At 68.5% G+C, this 25,639-nt stretch carries 35 protein-coding genes; all 35 read right to left on the bottom strand.

All coding sequences use genetic code 11. From position 1 onward, the window contains the following. Positions 1–94: 94 nt before the first annotated feature. Positions 95–946, bottom strand: coding sequence for a type I methionyl aminopeptidase (gene map, locus BKA22_RS03355; RefSeq protein WP_146951557.1), 852 nt, complete (start codon positions 944–946; stop codon positions 95–97). Positions 947–966: 20 nt separating this feature from the next. After that, entirely contained in the window at positions 967–1,545 is a 579-nt protein-coding gene (locus BKA22_RS03360) for an adenylate kinase (RefSeq protein WP_146951450.1), read from the bottom strand. After that, on the bottom strand, positions 1,542–2,837 hold the full coding sequence (gene secY, locus BKA22_RS03365; protein ID WP_146951451.1) for a preprotein translocase subunit SecY: 1,296 nt from the start codon (positions 2,835–2,837) through the stop codon (positions 1,542–1,544). Before secY ends, BKA22_RS03360 begins: the two co-directional genes overlap by 4 nt. Before the next feature lie 157 nt (positions 2,838–2,994). Continuing rightward, positions 2,995–3,663, bottom strand: coding sequence for a 50S ribosomal protein L15 (gene rplO, locus BKA22_RS03370; RefSeq protein ID WP_146951452.1), 669 nt, complete (start codon positions 3,661–3,663; stop codon positions 2,995–2,997). Positions 3,664–3,665: 2 nt separating this feature from the next. Beyond that, the gene (gene rpmD, locus BKA22_RS03375) at positions 3,666–3,848 is read right to left on the bottom strand and encodes a 50S ribosomal protein L30 (protein WP_146838591.1); all 183 of its coding nucleotides are present in this window, start codon (positions 3,846–3,848) and stop codon (positions 3,666–3,668) included. Then, a complete protein-coding gene (gene rpsE, locus BKA22_RS03380; RefSeq protein ID WP_146951453.1) occupies positions 3,848–4,498 on the bottom strand; it encodes a 30S ribosomal protein S5 in 651 nt (216 codons plus the stop codon). The genes rpmD and rpsE overlap by 1 nt, the downstream gene beginning before the upstream one ends. A gap of 37 nt (positions 4,499–4,535) precedes the next feature. Next, positions 4,536–4,907 carry a 50S ribosomal protein L18 gene (gene rplR / locus BKA22_RS03385; RefSeq protein WP_146951454.1) on the bottom strand — a complete coding sequence of 124 codons (372 nt, stop codon included), beginning with the start codon at positions 4,905–4,907 and terminating at the stop codon, positions 4,536–4,538. Positions 4,908–4,910: 3 nt separating this feature from the next. Beyond that, positions 4,911–5,450 (bottom strand): 50S ribosomal protein L6, encoded by a 540-nt coding sequence (gene rplF / locus BKA22_RS03390; protein ID WP_146951455.1) that lies wholly within the window; start codon positions 5,448–5,450, stop codon positions 4,911–4,913. A gap of 24 nt (positions 5,451–5,474) precedes the next feature. Beyond that, the gene (rpsH, locus tag BKA22_RS03395) at positions 5,475–5,873 is read right to left on the bottom strand and encodes a 30S ribosomal protein S8 (RefSeq protein WP_146951456.1); all 399 of its coding nucleotides are present in this window, start codon (positions 5,871–5,873) and stop codon (positions 5,475–5,477) included. Between the two features lie 77 nt (positions 5,874–5,950). Next, positions 5,951–6,136 carry a type Z 30S ribosomal protein S14 gene (locus tag BKA22_RS03400; RefSeq protein WP_146951457.1) on the bottom strand — a complete coding sequence of 62 codons (186 nt, stop codon included), beginning with the start codon at positions 6,134–6,136 and terminating at the stop codon, positions 5,951–5,953. A 1-nt stretch (position 6,137) separates the two neighbouring features. Next, the gene (gene rplE / locus BKA22_RS03405; RefSeq protein WP_146951458.1) at positions 6,138–6,707 is read right to left on the bottom strand and encodes a 50S ribosomal protein L5; all 570 of its coding nucleotides are present in this window, start codon (positions 6,705–6,707) and stop codon (positions 6,138–6,140) included. Continuing rightward, positions 6,707–7,048: a 50S ribosomal protein L24 gene (rplX, locus tag BKA22_RS03410; protein ID WP_146951459.1), complete on the bottom strand. Its 342-nt coding sequence runs from the start codon at positions 7,046–7,048 to the stop codon at positions 6,707–6,709. The genes rplE and rplX overlap by 1 nt, the downstream gene beginning before the upstream one ends. 2 nt (positions 7,049–7,050) lie before the next feature. Beyond that, positions 7,051–7,419: a 50S ribosomal protein L14 gene (gene rplN / locus BKA22_RS03415; RefSeq protein ID WP_034625870.1), complete on the bottom strand. Its 369-nt coding sequence runs from the start codon at positions 7,417–7,419 to the stop codon at positions 7,051–7,053. 152 nt (positions 7,420–7,571) lie between these two features. Further along, a complete protein-coding gene (rpsQ, locus tag BKA22_RS03420) occupies positions 7,572–7,871 on the bottom strand; it encodes a 30S ribosomal protein S17 (protein ID WP_146951460.1) in 300 nt (99 codons plus the stop codon). Between the two features lie 7 nt (positions 7,872–7,878). Then, positions 7,879–8,118: a 50S ribosomal protein L29 gene (gene rpmC / locus BKA22_RS03425; protein ID WP_146951461.1), complete on the bottom strand. Its 240-nt coding sequence runs from the start codon at positions 8,116–8,118 to the stop codon at positions 7,879–7,881. Next, positions 8,118–8,534, bottom strand: coding sequence for a 50S ribosomal protein L16 (gene rplP / locus BKA22_RS03430; RefSeq protein ID WP_146951462.1), 417 nt, complete (start codon positions 8,532–8,534; stop codon positions 8,118–8,120). Before rplP ends, rpmC begins: the two co-directional genes overlap by 1 nt. A 3-nt stretch (positions 8,535–8,537) precedes the next feature. After that, positions 8,538–9,377 (bottom strand): 30S ribosomal protein S3, encoded by an 840-nt coding sequence (gene rpsC / locus BKA22_RS03435; RefSeq protein ID WP_146951463.1) that lies wholly within the window; start codon positions 9,375–9,377, stop codon positions 8,538–8,540. Further along, positions 9,377–9,754 (bottom strand): 50S ribosomal protein L22, encoded by a 378-nt coding sequence (gene rplV, locus BKA22_RS03440; RefSeq protein ID WP_146951464.1) that lies wholly within the window; start codon positions 9,752–9,754, stop codon positions 9,377–9,379. Before rplV ends, rpsC begins: the two co-directional genes overlap by 1 nt. Before the next feature lie 52 nt (positions 9,755–9,806). Next, the gene (rpsS, locus tag BKA22_RS03445; RefSeq protein WP_146951465.1) at positions 9,807–10,088 is read right to left on the bottom strand and encodes a 30S ribosomal protein S19; all 282 of its coding nucleotides are present in this window, start codon (positions 10,086–10,088) and stop codon (positions 9,807–9,809) included. A 12-nt stretch (positions 10,089–10,100) separates the two neighbouring features. Continuing rightward, entirely contained in the window at positions 10,101–10,937 is an 837-nt protein-coding gene (gene rplB / locus BKA22_RS03450; RefSeq protein WP_146951466.1) for a 50S ribosomal protein L2, read from the bottom strand. A 31-nt stretch (positions 10,938–10,968) separates the two neighbouring features. Beyond that, a complete protein-coding gene (gene rplW / locus BKA22_RS03455) occupies positions 10,969–11,271 on the bottom strand; it encodes a 50S ribosomal protein L23 (protein WP_146951467.1) in 303 nt (100 codons plus the stop codon). Beyond that, the gene (rplD, locus tag BKA22_RS03460; protein ID WP_146951468.1) at positions 11,268–11,960 is read right to left on the bottom strand and encodes a 50S ribosomal protein L4; all 693 of its coding nucleotides are present in this window, start codon (positions 11,958–11,960) and stop codon (positions 11,268–11,270) included. Before rplD ends, rplW begins: the two co-directional genes overlap by 4 nt. A gap of 5 nt (positions 11,961–11,965) precedes the next feature. Beyond that, entirely contained in the window at positions 11,966–12,625 is a 660-nt protein-coding gene (rplC, locus tag BKA22_RS03465; protein ID WP_146951469.1) for a 50S ribosomal protein L3, read from the bottom strand. A 22-nt stretch (positions 12,626–12,647) separates the two neighbouring features. Next, positions 12,648–12,956, bottom strand: a complete 309-nt coding sequence (gene rpsJ, locus BKA22_RS03470; protein ID WP_013117879.1) for a 30S ribosomal protein S10 — start codon at positions 12,954–12,956, stop codon at positions 12,648–12,650. Positions 12,957–13,285: 329 nt separating this feature from the next. Further along, positions 13,286–13,705 (bottom strand): hypothetical protein, encoded by a 420-nt coding sequence (locus tag BKA22_RS03475; protein ID WP_146951470.1) that lies wholly within the window; start codon positions 13,703–13,705, stop codon positions 13,286–13,288. Continuing rightward, positions 13,702–13,971, bottom strand: coding sequence for a hypothetical protein (locus tag BKA22_RS03480; protein ID WP_146951471.1), 270 nt, complete (start codon positions 13,969–13,971; stop codon positions 13,702–13,704). Before BKA22_RS03480 ends, BKA22_RS03475 begins: the two co-directional genes overlap by 4 nt. Then, the gene (locus BKA22_RS03485) at positions 13,968–15,182 is read right to left on the bottom strand and encodes a C2 family cysteine protease (RefSeq protein WP_146951472.1); all 1,215 of its coding nucleotides are present in this window, start codon (positions 15,180–15,182) and stop codon (positions 13,968–13,970) included. The genes BKA22_RS03480 and BKA22_RS03485 overlap by 4 nt, the downstream gene beginning before the upstream one ends. Then, on the bottom strand, positions 15,182–15,496 hold the full coding sequence (locus BKA22_RS03490; protein WP_146951473.1) for a hypothetical protein: 315 nt from the start codon (positions 15,494–15,496) through the stop codon (positions 15,182–15,184). The genes BKA22_RS03485 and BKA22_RS03490 overlap by 1 nt, the downstream gene beginning before the upstream one ends. A 255-nt stretch (positions 15,497–15,751) precedes the next feature. Continuing rightward, a complete protein-coding gene (tuf, locus tag BKA22_RS03495) occupies positions 15,752–16,945 on the bottom strand; it encodes an elongation factor Tu (protein WP_146951474.1) in 1,194 nt (397 codons plus the stop codon). Positions 16,946–17,069: 124 nt separating this feature from the next. Beyond that, positions 17,070–19,172: an elongation factor G gene (gene fusA / locus BKA22_RS03500; protein WP_146951475.1), complete on the bottom strand. Its 2,103-nt coding sequence runs from the start codon at positions 19,170–19,172 to the stop codon at positions 17,070–17,072. Between the two features lie 116 nt (positions 19,173–19,288). Further along, positions 19,289–19,759: a 30S ribosomal protein S7 gene (gene rpsG / locus BKA22_RS03505; protein WP_146951476.1), complete on the bottom strand. Its 471-nt coding sequence runs from the start codon at positions 19,757–19,759 to the stop codon at positions 19,289–19,291. After that, complete coding sequence (gene rpsL / locus BKA22_RS03510; RefSeq protein WP_013770160.1) at positions 19,759–20,130, bottom strand: 30S ribosomal protein S12; 372 nt, start codon at positions 20,128–20,130, stop codon at positions 19,759–19,761. Before rpsL ends, rpsG begins: the two co-directional genes overlap by 1 nt. A 373-nt stretch (positions 20,131–20,503) precedes the next feature. Then, positions 20,504–20,746 (bottom strand): hypothetical protein, encoded by a 243-nt coding sequence (locus BKA22_RS03515; protein WP_146951477.1) that lies wholly within the window; start codon positions 20,744–20,746, stop codon positions 20,504–20,506. Between the two features lie 90 nt (positions 20,747–20,836). Next, positions 20,837–21,268: a hypothetical protein gene (locus tag BKA22_RS03520; protein WP_146951478.1), complete on the bottom strand. Its 432-nt coding sequence runs from the start codon at positions 21,266–21,268 to the stop codon at positions 20,837–20,839. A 419-nt stretch (positions 21,269–21,687) separates the two neighbouring features. Beyond that, positions 21,688–25,557: a DNA-directed RNA polymerase subunit beta' gene (locus BKA22_RS03525; protein ID WP_146951479.1), complete on the bottom strand. Its 3,870-nt coding sequence runs from the start codon at positions 25,555–25,557 to the stop codon at positions 21,688–21,690. Between the last annotated feature and the right edge of the window lie 82 nt (positions 25,558–25,639).

Here is a 25,639-nt window from a genome sequence, read left to right on the forward strand (position 1 = left end):
GGCATCAGGCCAGGACTTCGCGGTGCTGACCTGCGGAGATCCCGAGATCACCCGAATGGCCGCACGAGTGGTGCGGGGAGACGTACCCGCCCGGTCAGCCGACCGGCGCGACGATCACCCCGTGATCGGCGAGCCGTCCGGCCCCACCGTCCTGCGAGGTGAGGACCCAGATGCCGTGCTCACCGATCGCGACCGTGTGCTCCCAGTGGGAGGCCCGCGCGCCGTCGTCGGTGACGACCGTCCAGTCGTCCTCGAGGACCTGGGTGAACCGGGAGCCGCGGACCAGCATCGGCTCGACGGCCACGCACAGCCCCGGGCGCAGCCGTGCGCCGCGGTCCCTGGTCCGGTAGTTGAGCACGTCCGGCGGCTGGTGCATCGCCGTGCCGATGCCGTGGCCCACGTACTCCTCGACGATCCCGTACCGCTGACCACCGTTGCGCCCGGTCTCGAGCGCTGTGTCGACGACGTCCTCGACCGCCTCACCGACGTCGCCGAGGCGCGTCCCGAGCGCGAGCGCCGCGATCCCCGCCCACATGGCGTCCTCGGTCGTCGCCGCGAGCTCCAGGTCCAGCGGGTCGGCACCGCCGTCCGCGTCGAGAACGACGGTGATGGCCGAGTCGCCGTGCCACCCGTCGACGATCGCCCCGCAGTCGATGGACACCACGTCGCCGGCCTCGAGGGTCCGGGCGCCCGGGATGCCGTGCACCACCTCGTCGTTCACCGACACGCACAGCGTCGCCGGGTAGCCGTGGTAGCCCAGGAACGACGGTGTCGCCCCGGCCTCGGCGATCACGTCGGCCGCGACCCGGTCGAGATCGGCCGTCGTCAGGCCCGGCTCCACGGCCGACCGCACGGCGGCCAGCGCGTCCGCGACCACCAGGCCCGCGGCTCGCATCCGCAGCACCTGGTCCGGAGTCTTGTACTCGATGCGCTCGCGCCCGAACACCACGTCTGCCCGCTGACCGATCAGACGGCGGGGCGGGCGATCGCCGCGAGCAGACGCTCCGTGACCTCGTCCACCGCACCGATGCCGTCGACCTGCACGAGCAGGCCGCGGTCCGCGTACACCTGCGAGATCGGAGCGGTCTGCTCGGCGTAGACGTCGAGCCGGTGCCGGATCACGTCTTCCGTGTCGTCCTCGCGGCCCTCGATCTGCGCGCGATTGAGCAGCCGGTCGATGACCGCCGCAGGGTCGGCCGTGATCTCCACGGCGAGGTCGAGCGCAAGGCCCGCCGCCGCCAGGATCGTGTCGAGCTCGACGACCTGGGCGACGTTGCGCGGGTAGCCGTCGAGCAGGAAGCCCTCGACCGTGTCCGCCTGGGCGAGCCGGTCCTGCACCATCGCGTTCGTCACCGAGTCCGGGACGAGCTCTCCGCGGGCCGTGTAGGCCTGCACGGTCCGACCGAGCTCGGTGCCGCCCTTGATGTTCGCGCGGAAGATGTCACCCGTCGAGATGGCGGGAACGACCAGCCGTTCGGCCAGCCGGACCGCCTGGGTGCCTTTGCCGGCTCCGGGAGGACCGAGGAGGACGAGACGTGCGCTCAACGCAAGAACCCTTCGTAGTGCCGCTGCTGCAGCTGGGACTCGATCTGCTTGACGGTCTCCAGGCCCACACCGACGACGATGAGGATCGACGAACCGCCGAACGGGATGTTCTGACCGACACCCAGCACCAGGAACGTGATGGTCGGGATCAGTGCGACGAGGGCCAGGTAGATCGAGCCCGGCGCCGTGATCCGCGAGATGACGTAGTCGAGGTACTCCGCCGTCGGACGGCCGGCCCGGATGCCCGGGATGAAGCCGCCGTACTTCTTCATGTTGTCCGCGACCTCGTCCGGGTTGAACGTGATCGCCGTGTAGAAGTAGCAGAAGAAGATGATCAGCAGCACGTACAGGGCGATGTGCAGCGGCGAGCTCGTGCTCACCACGTACTGCTGGACCCACTGCACCCAGCCCGCCGTCTGGTCGGCGAACTGCGCGACCAGACCGGGCACCGCGAGCAGCGACGAGGCGAAGATGACCGGGATGACGCCGGCCATGTTGATCTTGATCGGGATGTACGTGCTCGACCCGCCGTACATCTTGCGGCCGACCATGCGCTTGGCGTACTGCACCGGGATGCGCCGCTGAGACTGCTCGACGAAGACCACCAGGGCGATGACCAGCACGATGATCGCGAGCACCACGATGAACTTCGAGATGCCGTTGGCGCCACCGGCGATCGACCACATCGCCGTCGGGAACGAGGCCGCGATCGACGTGAAGATCAGCAGCGACATGCCGTTGCCGACACCGCGCTCCGTGATGAGCTCGCCGAGCCACATGATCAGGCCCGTGCCGGCGGTCATGGTGATCACCATGATGACCAGCGTGATCCAGCTGTCGTCAGGGATCACGTCGACGGTGCAGCCGGTGAAGAGCTGACCGGAGCGGGCGACCGTGATGATCGTGGTCGACTGCAGGATCGCCAGGGCGATCGTCAGGTACCGCGTGTACTGCGTCAGGCGGGCCGTGCCGGACTGACCCTCCTTGTGCAGCTCCTCGAACTTGGGGATGACCACACGGAGCAGCTGGATGATGATGCTCGCCGTGATGTACGGCATGATCCCCAGCGCGAAGACGGAGAGCTTGAGCATGGCCCCGCCGCTGAACAGGTTCACCAGCCCGAGCAGGTCGTTGTTCGCCGACTGGTCGATACACGTCTGCACGTTCGGGTAGGAGACGCCCGGCGTCGGCAGGAAGGAGCCGAAGCGGAACACGACCATGATGCCGATCGTGAAGAGCAGCTTGCGCCGCAGGTCGGGCGTCCGGAACGCCCGCACGAATGCGCTGAGCACCTGTCCTCCTGGGCCGCCGCAGCGGCATCTCGTGCGACCGGCACGTCCCGGTCGGTTCGTCCCGCACTCAGGCGGGCACCGCCGAACCATAACGGATCGTCGGTGAGGTACGGAAAGGGGCCGGTGGGAACTGTGCCCCACCGGCCCCGTCCATGGATCAGTCCTGCGCGACGCTCCCGCCGGCAGCCACGATCTTCTCCTTCGCGGACGCGGAGTACGCGTCCACCGCGACGGAGACCTTGACCGTGATCTCGCCGGTGCCGAGCACCTTGACGGGCTCGCCCTTGCGGACGGCGCCCTTCGCGACCAGGTCGGCGACCGTCACGTCGCCACCGTCCGGGTACAGCGCCGAGAGCTTGTCCAGGTTGACGACCTGGTACTCGACACGGAACGGGTTCTTGAAGCCACGGAGCTTGGGCAGCCGCATGTGCAGCGGCATCTGCCCGCCCTCGAAGCGGTCCGGCACCTGGTAGCGGGCCTTGGTGCCCTTGGTACCACGGCCGGCCGTCTTGCCCTTCGACGCCTCACCACGACCCACGCGGGTCTTGGCGGTCTTGGCGCCGGGGGCCGGACGCAGGTGGTGCACCTTGAGGGTGCCACCGGCACCCGGGGCCGCAGCGGCCTCGGCCGCCTTCTGCGCAGCCTCGGACTTGACCGCCTTCGTGGGGGCGGCCTCGGCCTTCGCCGCAGCCGCCTTCTTGGCCGGAGCCTTCTTGGCGGGCGCAGCCTCGGCGGCCTCCGCCGTGGCGGCGGCCTTCTTGGCGGGAGCCTTCTTCGCCGGGGCCTTGACCTCGGCGACCTCCTCGACGTTCTTCTCGTCGGCCATGGTCACTCGACCTCCTCGACCGCGACGAGGTGCGTCACCGTCTTGACCATGCCGCGGATCTCAGGACGGTCCTCCTTGACGACGACGTCGCCGATCCGCTTGAGGCCCAGGGTGCGCAGCGTGTCGCGCTGGTTCTGCTTGCCGCCGATGGCGGACTTGGTCTGGGTCACCTTCAGACGGGCCATCACGCACCCACCTTCGCCGCAGCGGCCGCTGCCTGGCCCGCCGCCTGGGCGCGCAGCAGCGCGGCCGGGACGACGTGCTCGACCGGCAGACCGCGGCGCGCGGCCACGGCTTCCGGCTGCTCGAGGCCACGCAGGGCCGCGACGGTCGCGTGCACGATGTTGATCGCGTTCGAGGAGCCGAGCGACTTGCTCAGCACGTCGTGGATACCGGCGCACTCGAGCACGGCGCGGACCGGACCACCGGCGATCACACCGGTACCCGGCGAGGCCGGACGCAGGAAGACGACACCGGCAGCGGCCTCACCCTGGATGGGGTGAGGGATGGTGCCCTGGATGCGCGGGACGCGGAAGAAGTTCTTCTTCGCCTCCTCGACACCCTTGGCGATCGCCGCGGGCACCTCCTTGGCCTTGCCGTAGCCGACACCCACGGTGCCGTCGGCGTCGCCCACCACGACGAGCGCGGTGAAGCTGAACCGACGACCACCCTTGACGACCTTGGCCACGCGGTTGATCGTCACGACGCGCTCGACGAACGCGCTCTTCTCGGCGGCGTCGCCGCGGCGACCGCCGTCACGACGGCCGCCGTCGCGGCGGTCGCCGCCGGTGCCGCCCTGGGCGGCACCGGTGTTGCTGCGCTGAGGAGCAGCCATCAGTGAGTCCTCTTCTTCAGTGCGGAGTTCGTCGTCGTCACAGCGCCAGACCACCCTCGCGGGCACCGTCGGCCACCGCGGCCACACGGCCGTGGTACTTGTTGCCGCCGCGGTCGAAGACGACCGAGTCGATGCCGGCAGCCTTAGCACGCGCGGCGACGAGCTCGCCGACCTTGCGGGCCTTCGCCGACTTGTCGCCGTCGAGCGCCCGCAGGTCCGCCTCGAGCGTCGACGCCGACGCCACGGTCTGCCCGATGCTGTCGTCGACGACCTGAGCCGTGATGTGCCGGGCGGACCGGGTCACGACCAGGCGCGGACGAACCGGCGAACCCTGGACCTTCTTGCGCAGGCGCAGGTGACGACGCTTGCGGGCGATGGACTTGCCCTTGCCCTTGATGCTGATCGCCATGGCTTACTTCCCAGCCTTTCCGACCTTGCGGCGCACGTTCTCGCCCGCGTACCGCACGCCCTTGCCCTTGTAGGGCTCGGGCTTGCGGATCTTGCGGATGTTCGCTGCGACCTCGCCGACCTGCTGCTTGTCGATGCCCTGGACCGAGAACTTGGTCGGGCCCTCGACGGCGAACGTGATGCCCTCGGGTGCGGCGACGAGCACCGGGTGGCTGAAGCCGAGCGCGAACTCGAGGTCCGTGCCCTTCGCCGTCACGCGGTAACCGGTTCCGACGATCTCGAGCTTCTTGGTGTAGCCCTCCGTGACGCCCGTGACCAGGTTGGCCAGGAGCGTGCGGGTCAGGCCGTGCAGCGAACGCGAGGCGCGCTCGTCGTCGGGACGGGTGACCGCGAGGGCACCCGACTCGTCACGGGTGACCGCGATGGGCGTGGGGATCGTGTGCGTCAGAGTGCCCTTGGGGCCCTTGACCGTCACGAGCGCGCCGTCGATGGTGACGTCGACGCCCGCCGGCACCGGGACGGGGATCCTGCCGATTCGGGACATGGCTGTTCTCCTCTCGTCTCGGGATTACCAGACGTAGGCGAGGACTTCCCCACCCACGCCCTTCTTGGCGGCCTGCTTGTCGGTCAGGAGGCCGGAGGACGTGGACAGGATCGCCACACCCAGGCCGCCGAGAACCTTCGGCAGGTTGGTCGACTTGGCGTACACGCGCAGGCCCGGCTTGGACACGCGCTTGATGCCGGCGAGCGAACGCTCGCGGTTGGGGCCGTACTTCAGCGTGACGATGAGGTTCTTGCCCACAGGGGCGTCCTCCACCGTCCAGCCCGCGATGTAACCCTCTGCCTGGAGGATCTCCGCGATGTGCGACTTGAGCTTCGAGAACGGGATCGTCACCTGGTCGTGGTGCGCCGAGTTCGCGTTGCGCAGACGTGTCAGGAAGTCTGCGATCGGGTCGGTCATGGTCATCGGGCTTCAGCCCTTCCTCGCCGGGGTATCCCTCCCCGCGCAGTGCAGGGAGGGACCTACCGACGGTCGTGTGGTTCTTACCAGCTGCTCTTGGTCACGCCGGGCAGCTCACCGCGGTGAGCCATCTCGCGCACGCAGATACGGCACAGGCCGAACTTGCGGTACACCGAGTGCGGACGACCGCACCGCTGGCACCGCGTGTACGCGCGGACACCGAACTTCGGCTTGGCCGCGGCCTTGTTGATCAGGGCGGTCTTCGCCATGTCAGTTCTCCTTGAACGGGAAGCCGAGGAGCTTGAGGAACGCGCGTCCCTCAGCGTCGGTGCCGGCCGTGGTCACGACGGTGATGTCCATGCCGCGGACCCGGTCGATCTTGTCCTGGTCGATCTCGTGGAAGACGGACTGCTCCACGAGGCCGAAGGTGTAGTTCCCGTTCCCGTCGAACTGCTGCGGCGAGAGGCCACGGAAGTCACGGATGCGGGGCAGGGCCGTCGAGAGCAGACGGTCCAGGAACTCCCAGGCACGGTCGCCACGCAGCGTGACGTGCGCACCGATCGGCATGCCCTCACGGAGCTTGAACTGTGCGATCGACTTGCGGGCCTTGGTGACCTGCGGCTTCTGACCCGTGATCTGGGTCAGGTCGCGGATCGCGCCCTCGATGAGCTTGGAGTCCTTCGCGGCCTCTCCGACACCCATGTTGACGACGACCTTGACCAGGCGCGCGACCTGGTTGATGTTCTCGTGACCGAACTCCTCGCGGAGCGCGGCACGGATCTCGTCGTTGTACTTGGACTTCAGGCGCGGCAGCGCCGGTGCGGTGATCGTGTCGCTCATCAGATGTCCTTACCGGAGCGCTTGGCGACGCGGACGCGAACCGTCCGGGTGCGGCCGTCACGCTCGACCTGCTCGGTGCGGTAGCCGACCCGGGTGCCCTTCTTGGTCTCCGGGTCCACGAGCATCACGTTGCTGATGTGGATGGGGGCCTCGATGGTCTCGATGCCGCCGGTCCGGGTGCCGCGGGCGGTCTGGCCGGCCTTCACGTGCTTCTGCACGCGCTGGACGCCCTCCACCACGACACGCTGGGACTCGACGAGCACCTCGAGGACGCGGCCCTGCTGGCCCTTGTCCCGGCCCGAGATGACGACGACGAGGTCGCCCTTCTTGATCTTCGCCATGGTCAGAGCACCTCCGGTGCCAGCGAGATGATCTTCATGAACTTCTTGTCGCGCAGCTCGCGACCGACCGGACCGAAGATGCGGGTCCCGCGGGGCTCACCGTCGTTCTTGAGGATGACCGCGGCGTTCTCGTCGAACTTGATGTACGAGCCGTCCGGACGCCGGCGCTCCTTGCGGGTGCGCACGATGACCGCCTTGACGACGTCGCCCTTCTTCACGTTGCCACCGGGGATGGCGTCCTTCACGGTGGCGACGATGACGTCACCGATCCCGGCGTAGCGGCGGCCGGAGCCGCCGAGGACACGGATGCAGAGGATCTCCTTGGCACCCGTGTTGTCGGCGACACGAAGTCGCGACTCCTGCTGAATCATCTGTTGCTCCTGTCGTCTGGCGGGTTCTCACACCGAGGCGTGAGCCTGGCCGAACGGATAGTTGCCGTGATGCACACGTCGCGTGGGTGCCGGCTCGTTCCGGACGGACCGGACCGGCACCCACGCCCGTGGGCAACTGGGGGTGGTGCTGCTTACTTGGCCTTCTCGAGGATCTCGACCAGACGCCACCGCTTGGTGGACGACAGGGGCCGGGTCTCCATGATGACGACCAGGTCGCCGATGCCGGCGCTGTTCTGCTCGTCGTGGGCCTTGATCTTGCTGCTGCGACGGATGACCTTGCCGTAGAGCGGGTGCTTGACCCGGTCCTCGACCTCGACCACGACGGTCTTGTCCATCTTGTCGCTGACCACGTAGCCACGCCGCGTCTTGCGGTGCGGACGTGCCTCGCTGACCGCGGTGGTGGTCTCCGCGTTCTTCTCGTTCGCGCTCATCGTGACCTCACTCGCTCGCGCTCGGGGCGGTACGGATGCCGAGCTCGCGCTCTCGCAGGATCGTGTAGATCCGGGCGATGTCCTTGCGGACGGCCTTCAGACGCCCGTGGCTCTCGAGCTGGCCCGTCGCCGACTGGAAGCGGAGGTTGAACAGCTCCTCCTTGGCCTTCTTCAGCTCGGCGACCAGCTTCTCGTCGTCGAAGGCGTCCAGCTCGCTGGGAGCCAGATCCTTGGTTCCGATAGCCATCAGTTACCACCCTCGCGAACCACGAAACGGGTCTTCATCGGGAGCTTGTGCTGCGCGCGGCGCATGGCCTCGCGAGCCAGCGGCTCCGGGACGCCGGCGAGCTCGAACATCACTCGGCCGGGCTTGACGTTGGCGATCCACCACTCGGGCGAACCCTTACCGGAACCCATGCGGGTCTCGGCAGGCTTCTTCGTGAGGGGGCGGTCCGGGTAGATGTTGATCCAGACCTTCCCTCCACGCTTGATGTGGCGGGTCATGGCGATACGCGCAGCCTCGATCTGCCGGTTCGTGACATACGCAGGCTCGAGGGCCTGGATGCCGAACTCACCGAACGTGATCGACGTGCCACCCGTGGCGGCGCCGGAGCGCCCGGGGTGGTGCTGCTTGCGGTGCTTCAGCCTGCGCGGGATCAGCACGGCTCAGGCCTCCGTTCCGGTCTCGGTCGCGGCCTCGGCGGCCGGAGCCGACTCGGTCGCGGTGGCCTCAGCCGGGGCGTCGGACCGCTCGGGGCGACGACCCGCAGTACGCGGGCCGCGGTCGCCACCGCGCTCAGGACGGTCGCTGCGCGGACCACGAGCCGGGCGCGGGGCCTGGCTCGCCTGCTCGCGGGCGAACTCCTTCTCGGTCATGTCGCCCTTGTAGACCCACACCTTGACGCCGATGCGCCCGAAGGTCGTGCGGGCCTCGAAGAAGCCGTAGTCGATGTTCGCGCGGAGCGTGTGCAGCGGCACGCGACCCTCGCGGTAGAACTCCGTGCGGCTCATCTCCGCGCCGCCGAGGCGACCGGAGACCTGCACGCGGATGCCCTTGGCGCCGGCGCGCTGCGCCGACTGGATGCCCTTGCGCATGGCACGACGGAACGACACACGGCTCGCGAGCTGCTCGGCGATGCCCTGGGCGACCAGCTGAGCCTCGATCTCGGCGTTCTTGACCTCGAGGATGTTCAGCTGGACCTGCTTGCCCGTGAGCTTCTCGAGCTCGCCGCGGATGCGGTCGGCCTCCGCGCCACGACGCCCGATGACGATGCCCGGGCGGGCGGTGTGGATGTCGACGCGGACGCGGTCACGCGTGCGCTCGATCTCGACCTTGGCGATGCCCGCGCGCTCCAGACCCGTGCCCATGAGCTTGCGGATCTGCACGTCCTCGCGGACGTAGTCGCGGTACCGCTGACCCGGCTTGGTCGAGTCGGCGAACCAACGCGAACGGTGGTCGGTCGTGATGCCCAGGCGGTACCCGAGCGGGTTGACCTTCTGTCCCACTAGCGGTTCCCTCCCTTGGTTGTGGCCTTCTCGCGCTCGGCGACGACGACCGTGATGTGGCTCGTACGCTTGAGGATCCGGCCGGCGCGACCCTGCGCGCGCGGACGGAACCGCTTCATCGTCGGGCCCTCGTCGACGAAGACCTCAGAGATGTAGAGGTCCTTCTCGTCCAGACGCTCGTTGCTGCGCTTGGCAGCTTCACGAGCGTTCGCGATCGCCGACTCGACGACCTTGAGGACGGTCTCCCCCGCGGCCTGCGGTGCGAACTTCAGCACCGCCACGGCCTCGCCGGCCTGCTTGCCACGGATGAGGTCCACGACGCGCCGGGCCTTCTGGGGCGTGACGCGGACGAACCGCGCCTTCGCCTTGGCTTCCATTGCTGTCCTGCCTTCTGTCTTGTGCCGTCAGGGCGTCACCAGCTGACCGAGGTCAGCGGCGACGACCCTTCCGGTCGTCCTTCTCGTGGCCGCGGAAGGTCCGCGTGGGGGCGAACTCGCCGAGCTTGTGGCCGACCATCGACTCGGTGACGAACACCGGGGCGTGCTTGCGACCGTCATGCACGGCGAACGTGTGACCGAGGAAGTCCGGCGTGATGACCGAACGACGCGACCACGTCTTGATGACGTTCTTGGTCCCGGCCTCGTTCTGGACGTCGACCTTCTTCTGGAGGTGTCCGTCGACGAACGGGCCCTTCTTCAGGCTGCGTGGCATCTCGGGCTCCTATCAGCGCTTCTTGCCGGTACGCCGACGGCGCACGATGAGCTTGTCGCTCGGCTTGTTCGGACGACGGGTACGGCCCTCGGGCTGACCCCACGGGCTGACCGGGTGGCGACCACCGGAGGTCTTGCCCTCACCACCACCGTGCGGGTGGTCGATCGGGTTCATGGCGACACCACGGACGGTCGGGCGCTTGCCCTTCCAGCGCATGCGGCCGGCCTTGCCCCAGTTGATGTTCGACTGCTCGGCGTTGCCGACCTCGCCGATCGTCGCGCGGCAGCGCAGGTCGACGTTGCGGATCTCGCCGGACGGCATGCGCAGCTGCGCGTACGGGCCGTCCTTGGCGACGAGCTGCACCGACGTCCCGGCCGAACGTGCGATCTTCGCGCCGCCGCCGGGCTTGAGCTCGATGGCGTGGATGACCGTACCGGTCGGGATGTTGCGCAGGGGCAGGTTGTTGCCCGGCTTGATGTCGGCACCGGCACCGGCCTCGACGACATCGCCCTGCGACAGCTTGTTGGGCGCGATGATGTAGCGCTTCTCGCCGTCCGCGTAGTGCAGGAGCGCGATGCGCGCCGTGCGGTTCGGGTCGTACTCGATGTGCGCGACCTTGGCGGGCACGCCGTCCTTGTCGTGGCGACGGAAGTCGATGACGCGGTACGCACGCTTGTGACCGCCACCCTGGTGGCGGGTCGTCACACGACCGGTGGAGTTGCGGCCACCCGTCTTGTGCAGCGGACGGACGAGCGACTTCTCCGGCTGCGAGCGCGTGATCTCGACGAAGTCGGCGACCGACGAGCCACGACGGCCCGGCGTCGTCGGCTTGTACTTACGGATTCCCATGGGGACTAGTCCTCTTCTGCTCTCGGGCCGCTCAGCCGACCGGTCCGCCGAAGATGTCGATCGTTCCCTCGCGGAGGGTGACGATCGCACGCTTCGTGTCCTTGCGGCGGCCGATTCCGAACCGGGTCCGTCGGGCCTTGCCCTGACGGTTCGCGGTGTTGACCGAGTCGACCTTGACGCCGAAGACCTGCTCGACGGCGATCTTGATCTCGGTCTTGTTCGCCCGCGGGTCGACGAGGAAGGTGTACTTCCCCTCGTCGAGCAGGCCGTAGCTCTTCTCCGAGACGACCGGCGCGATCAGGATGTCGCGCGGGTCCTTACCGACGGCGGTCACTTGGTCTCCTCCTGCGCCTCGGACTCGGTGGCGACAGCAGTAGCACCGCGACCCTTGGTCGGGCCGGCGAGGAACGCGTCGAGCGCGCCCTGCGTGAAGACCACGTCGTCCGAGATCAGCACGTCGTACGTGTTGAGCTGGTCGGCGACGAGCAGGTGGACCCGCTCGACGTTGCGCAGCGACTTCCACGTGATCTCGTCGGAGCGCTCGACCACGACCAGGACGTTCTTGCGACCCGACAGGTTGTCGAGAACCGCCAGAGCGGACTTGGTCGACGGCGCGGCGCCCGGGGCGAACCCGGAGACGACGTGCACGCGGCCGGCGCGGGCGCGGTCCGAGAGAGCACCGCGGAGCGCCGCGGCCTTCATCTTCTTCGGGGTCCGCTGGCTGTAGTCGCGCGGGGTCGGGCCGTGGACGACGCCACCACCGGCGAACTGCGGCGCACGGGTCGAGCCCTGACGGGCGCGGCCGGTGCCCTTCTGCTTGTACGGCTTCTTGCCGCCACCGGAGACCTCACCACGGGACTTCGTGTCGTGGGTTCCCTGGCGCGCCGCGGCGAGCTGGGCGACGACGACCTGGTGGATCAGCGGGACGTTCGTCTGCACGTCGAAGACGTCACCGGGCAGGTCGGCCGTACCGGCCTTCTTGCCCTCGGAGTCCAGGACGTCGACGGTCAGCGTGTCGCTCATGCGGTTCACGCCCCCTTCGCTGCGGAACGCACGACCACGACGCCACCCTTGGGGCCCGGGACCGCGCCCTTGACGAGCAGCAGACCCTTCTCGGCGTCGACCGCGTGCACGGTCAGGTTCTGAGTGGTCTGGCGGTCGACACCCATGCGACCGGCCATGCGCAGGCCCTTGAAGACGCGCGACGGGGTGGAGGCCCCACCGATCGAGCCGGGCTTGCGGTGGTTGCGGTGCGAACCGTGGGAGGCCGAGACGCCCTTGAAGCCGTGACGCTTCATGACACCTGCGGTGCCCTTGCCCTTGGTCGTACCGATGACGTCGACGACGGTGCCGGCCTCGAAGGCCGCCGCCGTGATCTCCTGCCCGAGCGTGTACTCGGCAGCGTCGGACGTACGGATCTCGGCCACGTGCCGGCGGGGGGTGACCCCGGCCTTCTCGAAGTGGCCCTTGAGCGGCTTGGTGACCTTGCGCGGATCGATCTGGCCGTAGGCCAGCTGCACCGCGGCGTAGCCGTCAGCCTCAGCGGAGCGCACCTGGGTGACGACGTTCGTGCCGACCGAGACGACCGTGACCGGGACGAGACGACCGTTGTCGTCCCACACCTGGGTCATGCCGAGCTTCGTGCCGAGCACCGCCGTGACGGGGCGCGCGTTCTGCTGGGTAACCATGAAGATCAGTTCCTTCCCAGCGTCAGAGCTTGATCTCGATGTTCACGTCCGCGGGCAGGTCGAGACGCATGAGCGAGTCGACTGCCTTCGGCGTGGGGTCGATGATGTCGATCAGCCGCTTGTGCGTGCGCATCTCGAAGTGCTCACGGCTGTCCTTGTACTTGTGGGGCGACCGGATGACGCAGAAGACGTTCTTCTCCGTCGGCAACGGCACCGGACCCACGACCGACGCACCAGCGCGAGTCACCGTGTCGACGATCTTGCGCGCCGAGCTGTCGATGACCTCGTGGTCGTAGGACTTGAGCCGGATGCGGATCTTCTGTCCCGCCATGGCGTCGTCTACTTCCTTCTTCTCGAACCGGTCCATCCGACCCCCGCACTCGGGCGTGTCGCTTTGCACGACGCACTCTTGCGCTGTGTGCCGTTCCCGGCACGGGGTGGTTGGCTGCAGCGGGACCCCGCCCCGCGGATCACTCCGCGGGTTCGTGGAGCCCTCCACGTTTTCCCTGCCCTTCGTCCCGGCGAGCGCACGACGGCACCCGCCCGCGACGGGCAACCTGAACAGTGTGCCAGACCTGGCCGGGATACTCCAATCCGCCCGGGCTGGGCGTCCGCGCCGACGACGCCGGAGCACCCCGCTCCGGCGTCGTCGGTCGCGGGTCAGCCCTGCGTCCCGACCCAGAACGTGGCCTCGAACGCCCCGCCGACGGCCTCGGAGCCGGCACGTCGGGGCTCGACGCTCAGCAGCATGACCGGCGTGCCTCCCACGTCGGTGAGCGCGCCGACCTCGAGCTGCTCGACGGCGCCGAAGACGCTCACGGCGCAGCCGTCCTCGGACAGGTCGCTGCCCACACCGAGGGTCACGTCCCCCGCGACGAGCTGAGCGCCCTGCGCGACCGTCCGGACCACGCCGCCCACCGGCGCAGCGGCGGTGCGCCCACACGTCGCGACCGACGAGCGACCGAACCGAGTCAGACCGAACACACCCGCGACCACGAGCGCGACGACCACAGCGAGCCCCACCGCCAGACCGGCCCGGGATCGGCGGCGCCTCGGCACGCCCGTCCCCGGCGCGCTCACGCCGCACCGTCCTCGCCCGCCGGGGCGAACTCGAGCACGGCCAGTCCCGGTCCGGCGGCCACGACGTCGCGCAGCGTGAGCGTCCCCCATCCCGGCACCGCGAGGGCCCTCCCCCGGTCGACCCAGGCGCGATGCTGGTCCCCGCGCACACCGACCGCGAGACGTGCCCGGAACGCGCCGTCCATGACATCCAGCCCGACGACCCCGACGAGCGCGCCGCCCACCTCTCGCTGCGTACCCCGCTGCAGCTCGAATGACTCGCTCACGGCACCTCCGAGACCGTCACGCGGCCGAACACCCGCTGGAACTCGTCCGGGGCCAGGCGAAACACCTGGCCGCCATCGGCCCCGTTGCCCTGGCCCCACGGGTTGCGCACCCACACACCGCCGTCGTCGTCGATCCGCTCGACCATGTAGGCATGGCGACCGACGACATCGACCGTGGTGTCGACCCGCGAGCCACCACGCTCGACCTGCACGGCCAGATCGTCGACGTTCGGGCGGCCGCCGGTGTCGGCGGTGACGGAGGCTCCGCGCGCAAGCCGGTCGGCGATGTCGTCCCGTTCCTCACCGAACTCGTCGTCGAAGGGCCACCACGAGTGGGATGTCGTGTACTCCTCCCCCGCCTTGCCCGTGATCAGCTGCATCGCGTCCTTGGAGTACCCCCCGTCGTTGAGGTCGGCGTAACCGAGCTGGATGCCGACGGCGGCCTCGTAGACCGACGCGACCCCGACGACGCTCGCCGGCTGACGGACGCCCCCGTCGTACACGCCGTCGACGAACACCTGCTTGGGCTTGCCGTCGACGTAGAGGGTCACCCAGTACCCCTGCTCCTGCTCGTCCCAACGCACGTTCTTGCGCAGCAGCGCATCGCCCGCGTCGGTCCGCAGGTAGCCCATGAGTGACGACAGGAGGTAGCACGACCCGATGCCCTGCTGCTGGACGTCCTGCTGCGACATCGACCCGCTGTCGAGGATGTCGTCGGGCACTGCCGTGTCGCGGCGCGCGGCGTCGGTCAGACCGGCGATCGCCTCGGCCCCGGTGCCGAGCGCCGCGCGCACGGCCGCTGCGGCGCGTCCTGCCGCTGCCTCCGCGCCCTGCACCGCCGACCACACGCGACTGCGTGCCCGGAGGTAGTCGAGCCACGCGGGAAGGTCGAGCGGGCTCGCGTCGACCTTGGTCTTGGCCCGGCGTCGGTCGTCATCCGCGTTCTGCGCGTCCGACTGCGCCACCGCCAGGTCGGCTGCGTACCGTGACAGCGCCTGCGCGATCGCGGTCATGCTCTGGGTCACGGCATCGGCGCCGCCCTCGACCGCGCCCAGCCTGGCGTCGCACGCGTCGGCTGCCGCACCGGTCCAGTCCATCGCCCCGCGTTCGCGGTGCACGAGCATCCGAGCGGCCTCCACCGCCGCGGCGGCACGCTCCACCGACGTCGCCGTCCCCGCCACCGCCGTCGCATCACCGGGGAGCACGCTCATCAGCCGGGGCCCAGCAGCAGGCCCTGGAGACGGCGAAGGCCCTCGTTCACGCGCTCGTCGACCTCCCGGTAGGCCTCCGCGCACGCCTGCAGCTGCGCCCCGGCGCCGACGACGACGCTCTGCAGGTCGCCCACCCGCGTGGTCATCGCGGAGCGCGCCTCGCCCATGGCGTTCGCGAGCGACACGAACCCGTACGTGCCCTCGTCCGTGGACCAGCTTCCCGGGTCAGCGGGGCGCAGCGTGCCGACCACCTGGAGCAGCGCGCTCGCCGACGTGTCCATCGAGTCCGCGCTGGCCGCGAAGCCCTCGCTCATCCGCACGCCCCTCACGCATCGTCCGTCCGGGACACGAGCCGGCGGACTCGGGAAGAGAGGCCGCGGCCGGCACGGTCGCGAGAATCTACCACCCGCGGTTCCGGTGAACCGCTCCTGCTGGAGGCCCGGTCGAGCGCCGGACGGCAGGAGGCGTCGTCCAGCTCCTGCAGCACGGGACGGCCCCCTGACGCACGAAAGGCCCGGGAGCCTGAGCTCCCGAGCCTTTCGTCGATCAGCTGCCCCGAGGGGCGAACGTCACTTGAGGATCTTGATGACCCGACCCGAGCCGACGGTGCGGCCACCCTCGCGGATGGCGAAGCCGAGGCCCTCCTCCATCGCGATGGGCTGGATGAGGTTCACGTGGATCTCGGTGTTGTCGCCGGGCATGACCATCTCGGTGCCCTCGGGCAGCGTGATGACGCCGGTGACGTCGGTGGTGCGGAAGTAGAACTGGGGGCGGTAGTTCCCGTAGAACGGGTTGTGACGGCCACCCTCGTCCTTGGCCAGGATGTAGACCTGGCCCTCGAACTCGGTGTGCGGCGTGATCGAGCCGGGCTTGACGACGACCTGGCCGCGCTCGACCTCCTCGCGCTTCGTGCCACGCAGGAGCAGACCGACGTTCTCGCCGGCCTCGGCGTAGTCGAGCAGCTTGCGGAACATCTCGACGCCGGTGACCGTGGTCTTGATCGCCTTCTCCTTGATACCGACGATCTCCACCTCCTCGTTCACCTTGAGCGAGCCGCGCTCGACACGACCGGTGACGACCGTGCCACGACCGGTGATCGTGAAGACGTCCTCGATCGGCATGAGGAACGGCTTGTCGATGTCGCGCACCGGGTCCGGCACGTTGTCGTCGACAGCCTGCAGCAGGTCCTCGACGGACTTGACCCAGACCGGGTCGCCCTCGAGCGCCTTGAGGCCGGAGACGCGCACGACCGGCACGTCGTCGCCCGCGAAGCCCTGCGCGGAGAGGAGCTCGCGCACCTCCATCTCGACGAGGTCCAGGATCTCCTCGTCGTCGACCATGTCGGTCTTGTTCAGCGCCACGAGCAGGTACGGGACGCCGACCTGACGGGCGAGCAGGACGTGCTCACGCGTCTGGGCCATCGGGCCGTCGGTGGCCGCGACCACGAGGATGGCGCCGTCCATCTGCGCCGCACCCGTGATCATGTTCTTGATGTAGTCGGCGTGACCGGGGGCGTCGACGTGCGCGTAGTGACGCTTCTCGGTCTGGTACTCGACGTGCGCGATGTTGATCGTGATACCGCGCTGCTTCTCCTCAGGCGCCTTGTCGATCTCGTCGAACGGCGTGAAGGGGTTCAGATCCGGGTACTTGTCGTGCAGCACCTTCGAGATCGCGGCGGTCAGCGTCGTCTTGCCGTGGTCGACGTGGCCGATGGTCCCGATGTTGACGTGCGGCTTCGTCCGCTCGAACTTCGCCTTGCCCACTGGGTGTCCTCCTCAGGACTGGTAGAGATTGCCGGACGACTGCAGGTGCCGTGAGGGTACCTGCCGGACGTGCGGTCCTACGGGTCGGGTTGTTGCGTGGAACTACAGGGTTCGACCTGTGGGACTACTCGCCCCGGGTCTTCTTGATGATCTCGTCGGCAACGTTCCGAGGAACCTCGGCGTAGCTGTCGAACTGCATCGAGTACACCGCACGACCCTGGGTCTTGGACCGCAGGTCGCCGACGTACCCGAACATCTCGGAGAGAGGAACCTGGGCGCGGATCACCTTCACGCCCGTGGCGTCCTCCATGGACTGGATCATGCCTCGGCGCGAGTTCAAGTCGCCGATGACTTCACCCATGTAGTCCTCAGGGGTACGGACCTCGACCGCCATGATCGGCTCGAGAAGAGCCGGGTCGGCCTTGCGGACCGCTTCCTTGAGGATCATCGAACCGGCGATCTTGAACGCCATCTCCGAGGAGTCGACGTCGTGCGCCGCGCCGTCGAGCAGGATCGCCTTGACGCCCACCAGCGGGAAGCCCGCCAGGACGCCGAGCTGCATCGCGCTCTGGATACCGGCGTCGACCGACGGGATGTACTCGCGCGGGATGCGGCCACCGGTGACCTTGTTCTCGAACTCGTACAGCTCGCCCTCGGCCGGGTCCAGCGGCTGGAAGGTCATCTGGACCTTCGCGTACTGACCCGAACCACCGGTCTGCTTCTTGTGCGTGTAGTCGATCTTCTCGACCGCACGACGGATCGTCTCGCGGTAGGCCACCTGCGGCTTGCCGACGTTCGCCTCGACCTTGAACTCGCGGCGCATGCGGTCCACGAGGATGTCGAGGTGGAGCTCGCCCATGCCGCCGATGACGGTCTGGCCGGTCTCCTCGTCGAGCTTGACCCGGAACGTCGGGTCCTCCTCGGCGAGCTTCTGGATGGCCAGGGAGAGCTTCTCCTGGTCGCCCTTCGTCTTCGGCTCGATCGCCACGTCGATGACGGGCTCCGGGAAGGTCATCGACTCGAGGACCACCGGGGCGTCCAGGGCGCACAGGGTGTCACCGGTGGTGACGTCCTTGAGGCCGATGAACGCGTAGATGTGGCCGGCGGTGGCGTCCTCGACCGGGTTCTCCTTGTTGGAGTGCATCTGGAAGAGCTTCCCGATGCGCTCCTTCTTGCCCTTGGTCGAGTTGAGCACCTGGGCGCCCTGCGCCACCTTGCCCGAGTACACCCGGACGTAGGTGAGCTTGCCGAAGAACGGGTGCGAGGCAACCTTGAACGCCAGCGCCGAGAACGGCTCCGTCGCGTCGGGGTGACGCTCGACGACGATCTCCTCGTCCTTGACGTCGTGGCCCTGAACGGCCGGGACGTCGAGCGGGGTCGGCAGGTAGTCGATGACGGCGTCGAGCATGGGCTGCACGCCCTTGTTCTTGAACGCCGAGCCGCACAGCACCGGGTAGGCCTCCGAGGAGACCGTCAGCTTGCGGATGCCGCCCTTGATCTCGGCGACCGTCAGCTCCTCGCCGGCGAGGTACTTCTCGAGCAGCGCCTCGTCCGTCTCGGCGACGGCCTCGATGAGCTCCGCGCGGTACTGCGCGGCCTTCTCGGCCAGGTCGGCCGGGATGTCCTCGATCTCGTACTTCTCGCCCAGCGCGGTCTCGCCGCGCCAGACCAGTGCACGCTGCTCGACGAGGTCCACGACGCCGATGAAGTCGTTCTCGGAACCGATGGGCAGCTGGATGACCAGCGGCTTGGCCTTGAGGCGGTTCACGATCGTGTCGACCGTGAAGTAGAAGTCCGCGCCGAGCTTGTCCATCTTGTTGACGAAGCAGATGCGGGGGACGTCGTACTTGTCGGCCTGGCGCCAGACGGTCTCCGACTGGGGCTCCACGCCCTCCTTGCCGTCGAACACCGCGACGGCACCGTCGAGGACGCGCAGCGAGCGCTCGACCTCGACCGTGAAGTCCACGTGCCCGGGGGTGTCGATGATGTTGATCTGGTTGTTCTTCCAGTAACAGGTCGTCGCGGCCGACGTGATCGTGATGCCGCGCTCCTGCTCCTGCTCCATCCAGTCCATCGTCGAGGCACCGTCGTGCGTCTCACCGATCTTGTAGTTGACCCCGGTGTAGAACAGGATCCGCTCGGTGGTCGTCGTCTTGCCGGCATCGATGTGGGCCATGATGCCGATGTTGCGGACCTTCGTGAGGTCCGTGAGCACGTCCAGTGCCACGAGTGTTGCCCCTTGTCGGTTGGCGGTTCGGGTGGCGCCGCCGGTCCGGTCCGCGCAGGGCCCCGAGGGGCTCCTGGGATCGCGGACCGGCGGCGCAGACGCCCTTGGTGCCGGTGTTACCAGCGGTAGTGCGCGAAGGCCTTGTTCGACTCGGCCATCTTGTGCATGTCCTCACGGCGCTTCACAGCGGCACCCAGGCCGTTGGAGGCGTCGAGGATCTCGTTCATCAGGCGCTCGGTCATGGTCTTCTCGCGACGGGCGCGCGAGTAGTCGGTGAGCCAGCGCAGGGCGAGGGTCGTCTGGCGGACCGGACGGACCTCGACGGGCACCTGGTAGGTGGCGCCACCGACGCGGCGCGAACGCACCTCGAGCGAGGGACGCACGTTGTCGAGCGCGCGCTTGAGCACGACGACCGGGTCGCCCTGCGTCTTCTCACGCACGCCCTCGAGGGCGCCGTAGACGATCGACTCGGCGACCGACTTCTTGCCGTCGAGCAGGACCTTGTTGATCAGCTGCGTGACGACCGGGGACCCGTAGACCGGGTCGACGATGAGCGGCCGCTTCGGGGCCGGACCCTTGCGAGGCATCAGCCCACCTTCTTCGCGCCGTAGCGGCTACGCGCCTGCTTGCGGTTCTTGACGCCCTGCGTGTCGAGCGCGCCACGGACGATCTTGTAGCGGACACCGGGCAGGTCCTTCACACGGCCACCGCGCACGAGCACGATCGAGTGCTCCTGCAGGTTGTGACCGACACCCGGGATGTACGCGGTGACCTCGACCTGCGAGGAGAGACGGACACGGGCCACCTTGCGGAGGGCCGAGTTCGGCTTCTTGGGGGTCGTGGTGTAGACGCGGGTGCACACACCGCGTCGCTGGGGGGAGCCCTTGAGGGCAGGCGTCTTCGACTTGTTCGTCTTCGCCTGCCGGCCCTTGCGGACCAGCTGCTGGATCGTAGGCACTACGTCTCCGTCTGTTGGTGATCTCTGGTCGACCGGATCCGTCACCCAGGACGGCCGGCATGGTCCGGATCGTCGCCCGTCGCGCGACTACCCCGAGGGTCTTTCCTCCCGCACCGACCCCCGCACCCGGGCGTGTCGCCCCGGCCTTCCGCGGCGCGTCCCGTCACGGAGTTCCGTGACGGAGGCTGTGCGGTGGAGGGGGAACCACCCGGTGCTCCCCGACCAGCCTCCCGCCTCGGCGAGGGGCGTGCCCGGGTGCACGCATGAGGGCCCGACGGCGCGGGCACGGTATCCAACGTTACCTGGCGCCTTCGGGACCGTCAAAGAGACTTCTGTCTCGCCGTCGATCCCTCCGGCCGTCGCCGTGCTGCCATCAGGAGGCGACCGACGCCCACTCCGGCCACTCCCCGGTCCGTTCGTGCTGAAGCCAGGCCCGCCCGACCACCTTCTTCGCAGACACCGGTCGGTCGGCCCGGTCCTCGACGAACCAGGCCTCGGCGTCGTCGAGCGGGATCACGACGACACCTCGGTCAGGGTCGTCCGCCGTCAGCCCGAACTCGTAACGGACCGCGTCGGTCGAGATCGACAGTCGATGCCCAAACGCGACAATCGCCATCACACCAACCTCCGGGCACCGTCCCCCTGCTGCAGCGGCAACGCCTCGCTGACGGATCGACGCCTCCGCACCAGTGCGCTCCGGCGCAGATCAGGCATAGAACGAAGAGCGCTCGGGCCATTCTCCGCTGGCACGCCACGCCCTGTACGCCTTGATGAACACCCATGACGCGTGCATCGGCCTCTCGTCTGAGTCTTCGATGTACCACGCGTCGGGGTCCTCGGTGGGGATGACCAGCGTGCCCTCTACCGTGTCAGGCTCACGTCCGTAGGTGTATCGGACAGCCGCCATGGTCTCCGCGATCTTCCGCCCATAAGCCGCGCCAGCCACTACACCCCTCCTCCTCGCGGTGCGATCGCGGACTCCCAGTCGGCGACCCGCTTCGCCGCCTCGTGCGCCGCCGCATACGTCGCGTCTGGATGATCCATCCGTGTACCTCGATTCGGCGACCTCGTGCCGCAGGAGCAGCCCGTGGACGTCGTCTCCCTCCCCCGACCTCAGGCGCAGCAGCGCCTCCGCCATGTTGGGGTCGGCATCGAAGCGCCCTACCCCGGGTTCCCCGTACTCGGCGCCCAGCTGGACGTCACGCCCGAAGCCCGTCCCGGCTGATGCACGAGCCGGGCCCGGTGCGGGCACCTCGATCCGCCACGTTGGCCCACGTCCCGGCGAACCGGAGCACCGCCGCCGCGTCACCTGTGGCGTCGTCCAACCAACCCTTGAGCGGTTCCAGGTGCTCCAACAGCCAGCCCAGACCGGCGGCGAACAGCGATCCGAGCAGGTCGACAACGCTCGCCGCGACGCCCAGTGCGGCTCCTGCGCCGGAAAGACCTGCGGCGGCCCACGAACCTGACCGGAGTGCCGAACAAAGCTCCAGGAACGGCCGAGGGGGCCCACCGGGACGGTGGACCCCCTCGGGTCGTTCGTGCAGGGAGGAGCAGACGTCAGCGGAAGTCGCCGAAGTCGATGTCCTCGAGCGGGATCGCCTCGCCCGAGCCGAGGCCCAGGGCGGGGAAGTCGATCTCGTCGTAGCCGAACGTCGGGTACAGCTCCGACTTCGCCTCCTCCGTCGGCTCCACCGCGATGTTGCGGTAGCGGGGCAGGCCCGTGCCGGCGGGGATGAGCTTGCCGAGGATGACGTTCTCCTTGAGGCCGAGCAGCGGGTCGGACCGACCCGACATGGCGGCCTCGGTGAGCACGCGCGTCGTCTCCTGGAAGGAGGCGGCCGACAGCCACGAGTCCGTCGCGAGCGACGCCTTCGTGATGCCCATCAGCTCGGGACGACCGGCGGCCGGCTGGGCGCCCTCGGACACGGCCTTGCGGTTCGCGTCCTCGAAGCGGCCACGCTCGGCGAGCTCGCCCGGAAGCAGGCCCGTCTCACCGGAGTCGAGCACGGTCACACGACGCAGCATCTGCCGCACGATGACCTCGATGTGCTTGTCGTGGATGTCCACGCCCTGCGAGCGGTAGACGTCCTGCACCTCGTCGACCAGGTGCTTCTGCGTGGCACGCGGGCCGAGGATGCGCAGCACCTTCTTCGGGTCGACAGCACCCTGGACCAGCTGGGTGCCGACCTCGACGTGGTCGCCGTCCGCGATCAGCAGGCGCGAACGCTTGGTGATCGGGTAGGCGATCTCCTCGGAGCCGTCGTCCGGCGTCAGGACGATGCGCCGCGAACGGTCACCCTCCTCGATCGCGATGCGACCCGAGAACTCCGCGATCGGCGCCTCACCCTTGGGGGTACGGGCCTCGAAGAGCTCCTGGACACGCGGCAGACCCTGCGTGATGTCGTCGGCCGACGCCACACCACCGGTGTGGAAGGTACGCATCGTCAGCTGCGTACCGGGCTCACCGATCGACTGGGCCGCGATGATGCCGACGGCCTCGCCGATGTCGACGAGCTTGCCGGTGGCCAGCGAACGGCCGTAGCACTTGGCGCACGTGCCGACGCGGGACTCGCAGGTGAGGACCGAACGGATCTTCAGCTGCGTGACACCCGCGGCGAGCAGCGCGTCGAGCAGCACGTCGCCGACGTCGTCACCGGCGTTGCCGACGACCTCGCCGTCGATCTCCACGTCGGAGGCCAGCGTGCGCGAGTAGACGCTCGTCTCGACCTTGTCGTGGCGACGCAGGGCGCCGTCGGCGCCGGGGACCCCGATCGGCATGGTCAGACCACGCTCGGTGCCGCAGTCCTCCTCGCGGACGATGACGTCCTGCGAGACGTCCACCAGACGACGGGTCAGGTAGCCCGAGTCGGCGGTCCGCAGAGCGGTGTCCGCCAGACCCTTACGGGCACCGTGCGTCGCGATGAAGTACTCCAGGACCGACAGGCCCTCGCGGTAGTTCGCCTTGATCGGGCGAGGGATGATCTCGCCCTTCGGGTTCGCCACCAGGCCACGCATACCGGCGATCTGCCGGACCTGCATCCAGTTACCACGCGCACCGGAGCCGACCATCTTGTAGACGGTGTTCTGCTTCGGGAAGTTCGCGCGCATCGACTCGGCGACCTTGTCGGTGGCCTGCGTCCAGATCTCGATGAGCTCCTGGCGGCGCTCGTCGTCGGTGATCAGACCCTTCTCGTACTGGCCCTGGACCTTGGCGGCCCGCGCCTCGTGCTCCTCGAGGATCCCCTTCTTCGCCGCCGGCGTCGCGACGTCGGAGATGGAGATCGTCACGCCCGAGCGGGTGGCCCAGCGGAAGCCGGCCTCCTTCAGGGCGTCGAGGGACGCCGCGACGGCGACCTTCGGGTAGCGCTCGGCCAGGTCGTTGACGATGACCGACAGGCGCTTCTTGTCGACGACGCCGTTCTCGTACGGGTAGTCGACCGGGAGCAGCTCGTTGAAGAGCGCACGGCCGAGCGTCGTCTCGAACAGCAGCGTCTGACCCTCGGACCAGCCCTCGGGGGCGTCGTCCTCGGCGAGGACCAGGTCGTCGAAGCGGATCTTCACCACGGCGTTGAGGTCCAGGCTGCCCTGGTCGAACGCCATGATCGCCTCGGAGACCGAGCTGAACGCCCGGCCTGCGCCGAGCGGCTCGTCCTTGTCCATCGTCAGGTGGTACAGACCGATGATCATGTCCTGCGAGGGCATGGTCACCGGACGGCCGTCCGACGGCTTGAGGATGTTGTTGCTCGAGAGCATGAGGATGCGGGCCTCGGCCTGCGCCTCCGCGCTCAGGGGCAGGTGGACGGCCATCTGGTCACCGTCGAAGTCCGCGTTGAACGCGGCGCAGACGAGCGGGTGCAGGTGGATCGCCTTGCCCTCGACCAGCTGGGGCTCGAACGCCTGGATGCCCAGACGGTGCAGCGTGGGTGCACGGTTCAGCAGCACCGGGTGCTCGGTGATGACCTCCTCGAGCACGTCCCACACGACCGGGCGGGCACGCTCGACCATGCGCTTGGCCGACTTGATGTTCTGCGCGTGGTTCAGGTCGACCAGGCGCTTCATCACGAACGGCTTGAACAGCTCGAGCGCCATCTGCTTGGGCAGACCGCACTGGTGCAGCTTGAGCTGCGGGCCGACCACGATGACCGAACGGCCCGAGTAGTCGACACGCTTGCCCAGCAGGTTCTGACGGAAACGACCCTGCTTGCCCTTGAGCATGTCCGAGATGGACTTCAGCGGGCGGTTGCCCGGGCCCGTGACGGGACGACCGCGGCGGCCGTTGTCGAACAGCGAGTCGACGGCCTCCTGGAGCATCCGCTTCTCGTTGTTGACGATGATCTCCGGCGCACCCAGGTCGAGCAGGCGCTTGAGCCGGTTGTTCCGGTTGATCACACGGCGGTACAGGTCGTTCAGGTCCGAGGTGGCGAAACGGCCACCGTCGAGCTGGACCATCGGACGCAGGTCCGGCGGGATGACCGGGACGGCGTCCAGGACCATGCCCGTGGGCGAGTTGCTCGTCGTGAGGAACGCGTTGACGACCTTGAGGCGCTTGAGGGCACGCGTCTTGCGCTGGCCCTTGCCGCTGCGGATGATCTCGCGCAGCGAGTCCGACTCGGCCTCCAGGTCGAACGCCTGCAGCCGCTTCTGGATCGCGGCGGCACCCATCGAACCCTCGAAGTAGTTGCCGTAGCGGTCCTGCAGCTGGCGGTACAGCATCTCGTCGCCCTCGAGGTCGGCGACCTTGAGGTTCTTGAAGCGGTCCCAGACCGTGTCGAGGCGCTCGAGCTCGAGGTCCGAGCGCTTGCGGATCTGCGCCATCTCACGCTCGGCCGAGTCGCGGACCTTGCGGCGCGCGTCGGCCTTGGCACCCTCGGCCTCGAGCTCGGCCAGGTCGGCCTCGAGCTTGGCGGCGCGGGTGTTGATGTCGTTGTCGCGACGGTCCGCGATCTCCTTCTTCTCCAGGTCGATCTCGTTCTGGAGGTTCGGGAGGTCCTCGTGCCGGCCGTCGACGTCGACCCACGTGATCATGTAGGCCGCGAAGTAGATGACCTTCTCGAGGTCCTTGGGGGCCAGGTCCAGCAGGTAGCCCAGACGCGAGGGCACACCCTTGAAGAACCAGATGTGGGTGACCGGAGCGGCGAGCTCGATGTGGCCCATGCGCTCACGGCGCACCTTGGAGCGCGTGACCTCGACACCGCAGCGCTCGCAGATGATGCCCTTGAAGCGCACGCGCTTGTACTTGCCGCAGTAGCACTCCCAGTCCCGGGTGGGACCGAAGATCTTCTCGCAGAACAGGCCATCCTTCTCCGGCTTCAGGGTCCGGTAGTTGATGGTCTCGGGCTTCTTCACCTCACCGTGCGACCAGGCACGGATGTCGTCGGCCGTGGCCAGACCGATGCGCAGCTCGTCGAAGACGTTGACGTCGAGCAAGGGGGGTCCTACTTCCTTCGCTTGCCGGCGGCGGCAGACCTGCCGGCGGGATGGAGTGTCACAAGGGTGTCGGCGCCGGTGC

It is taken from the genome of Cellulomonas soli, from assembly GCF_013409305.1.
Taxonomy (GTDB): domain Bacteria; phylum Actinomycetota; class Actinomycetes; order Actinomycetales; family Cellulomonadaceae; genus Cellulomonas; species Cellulomonas soli.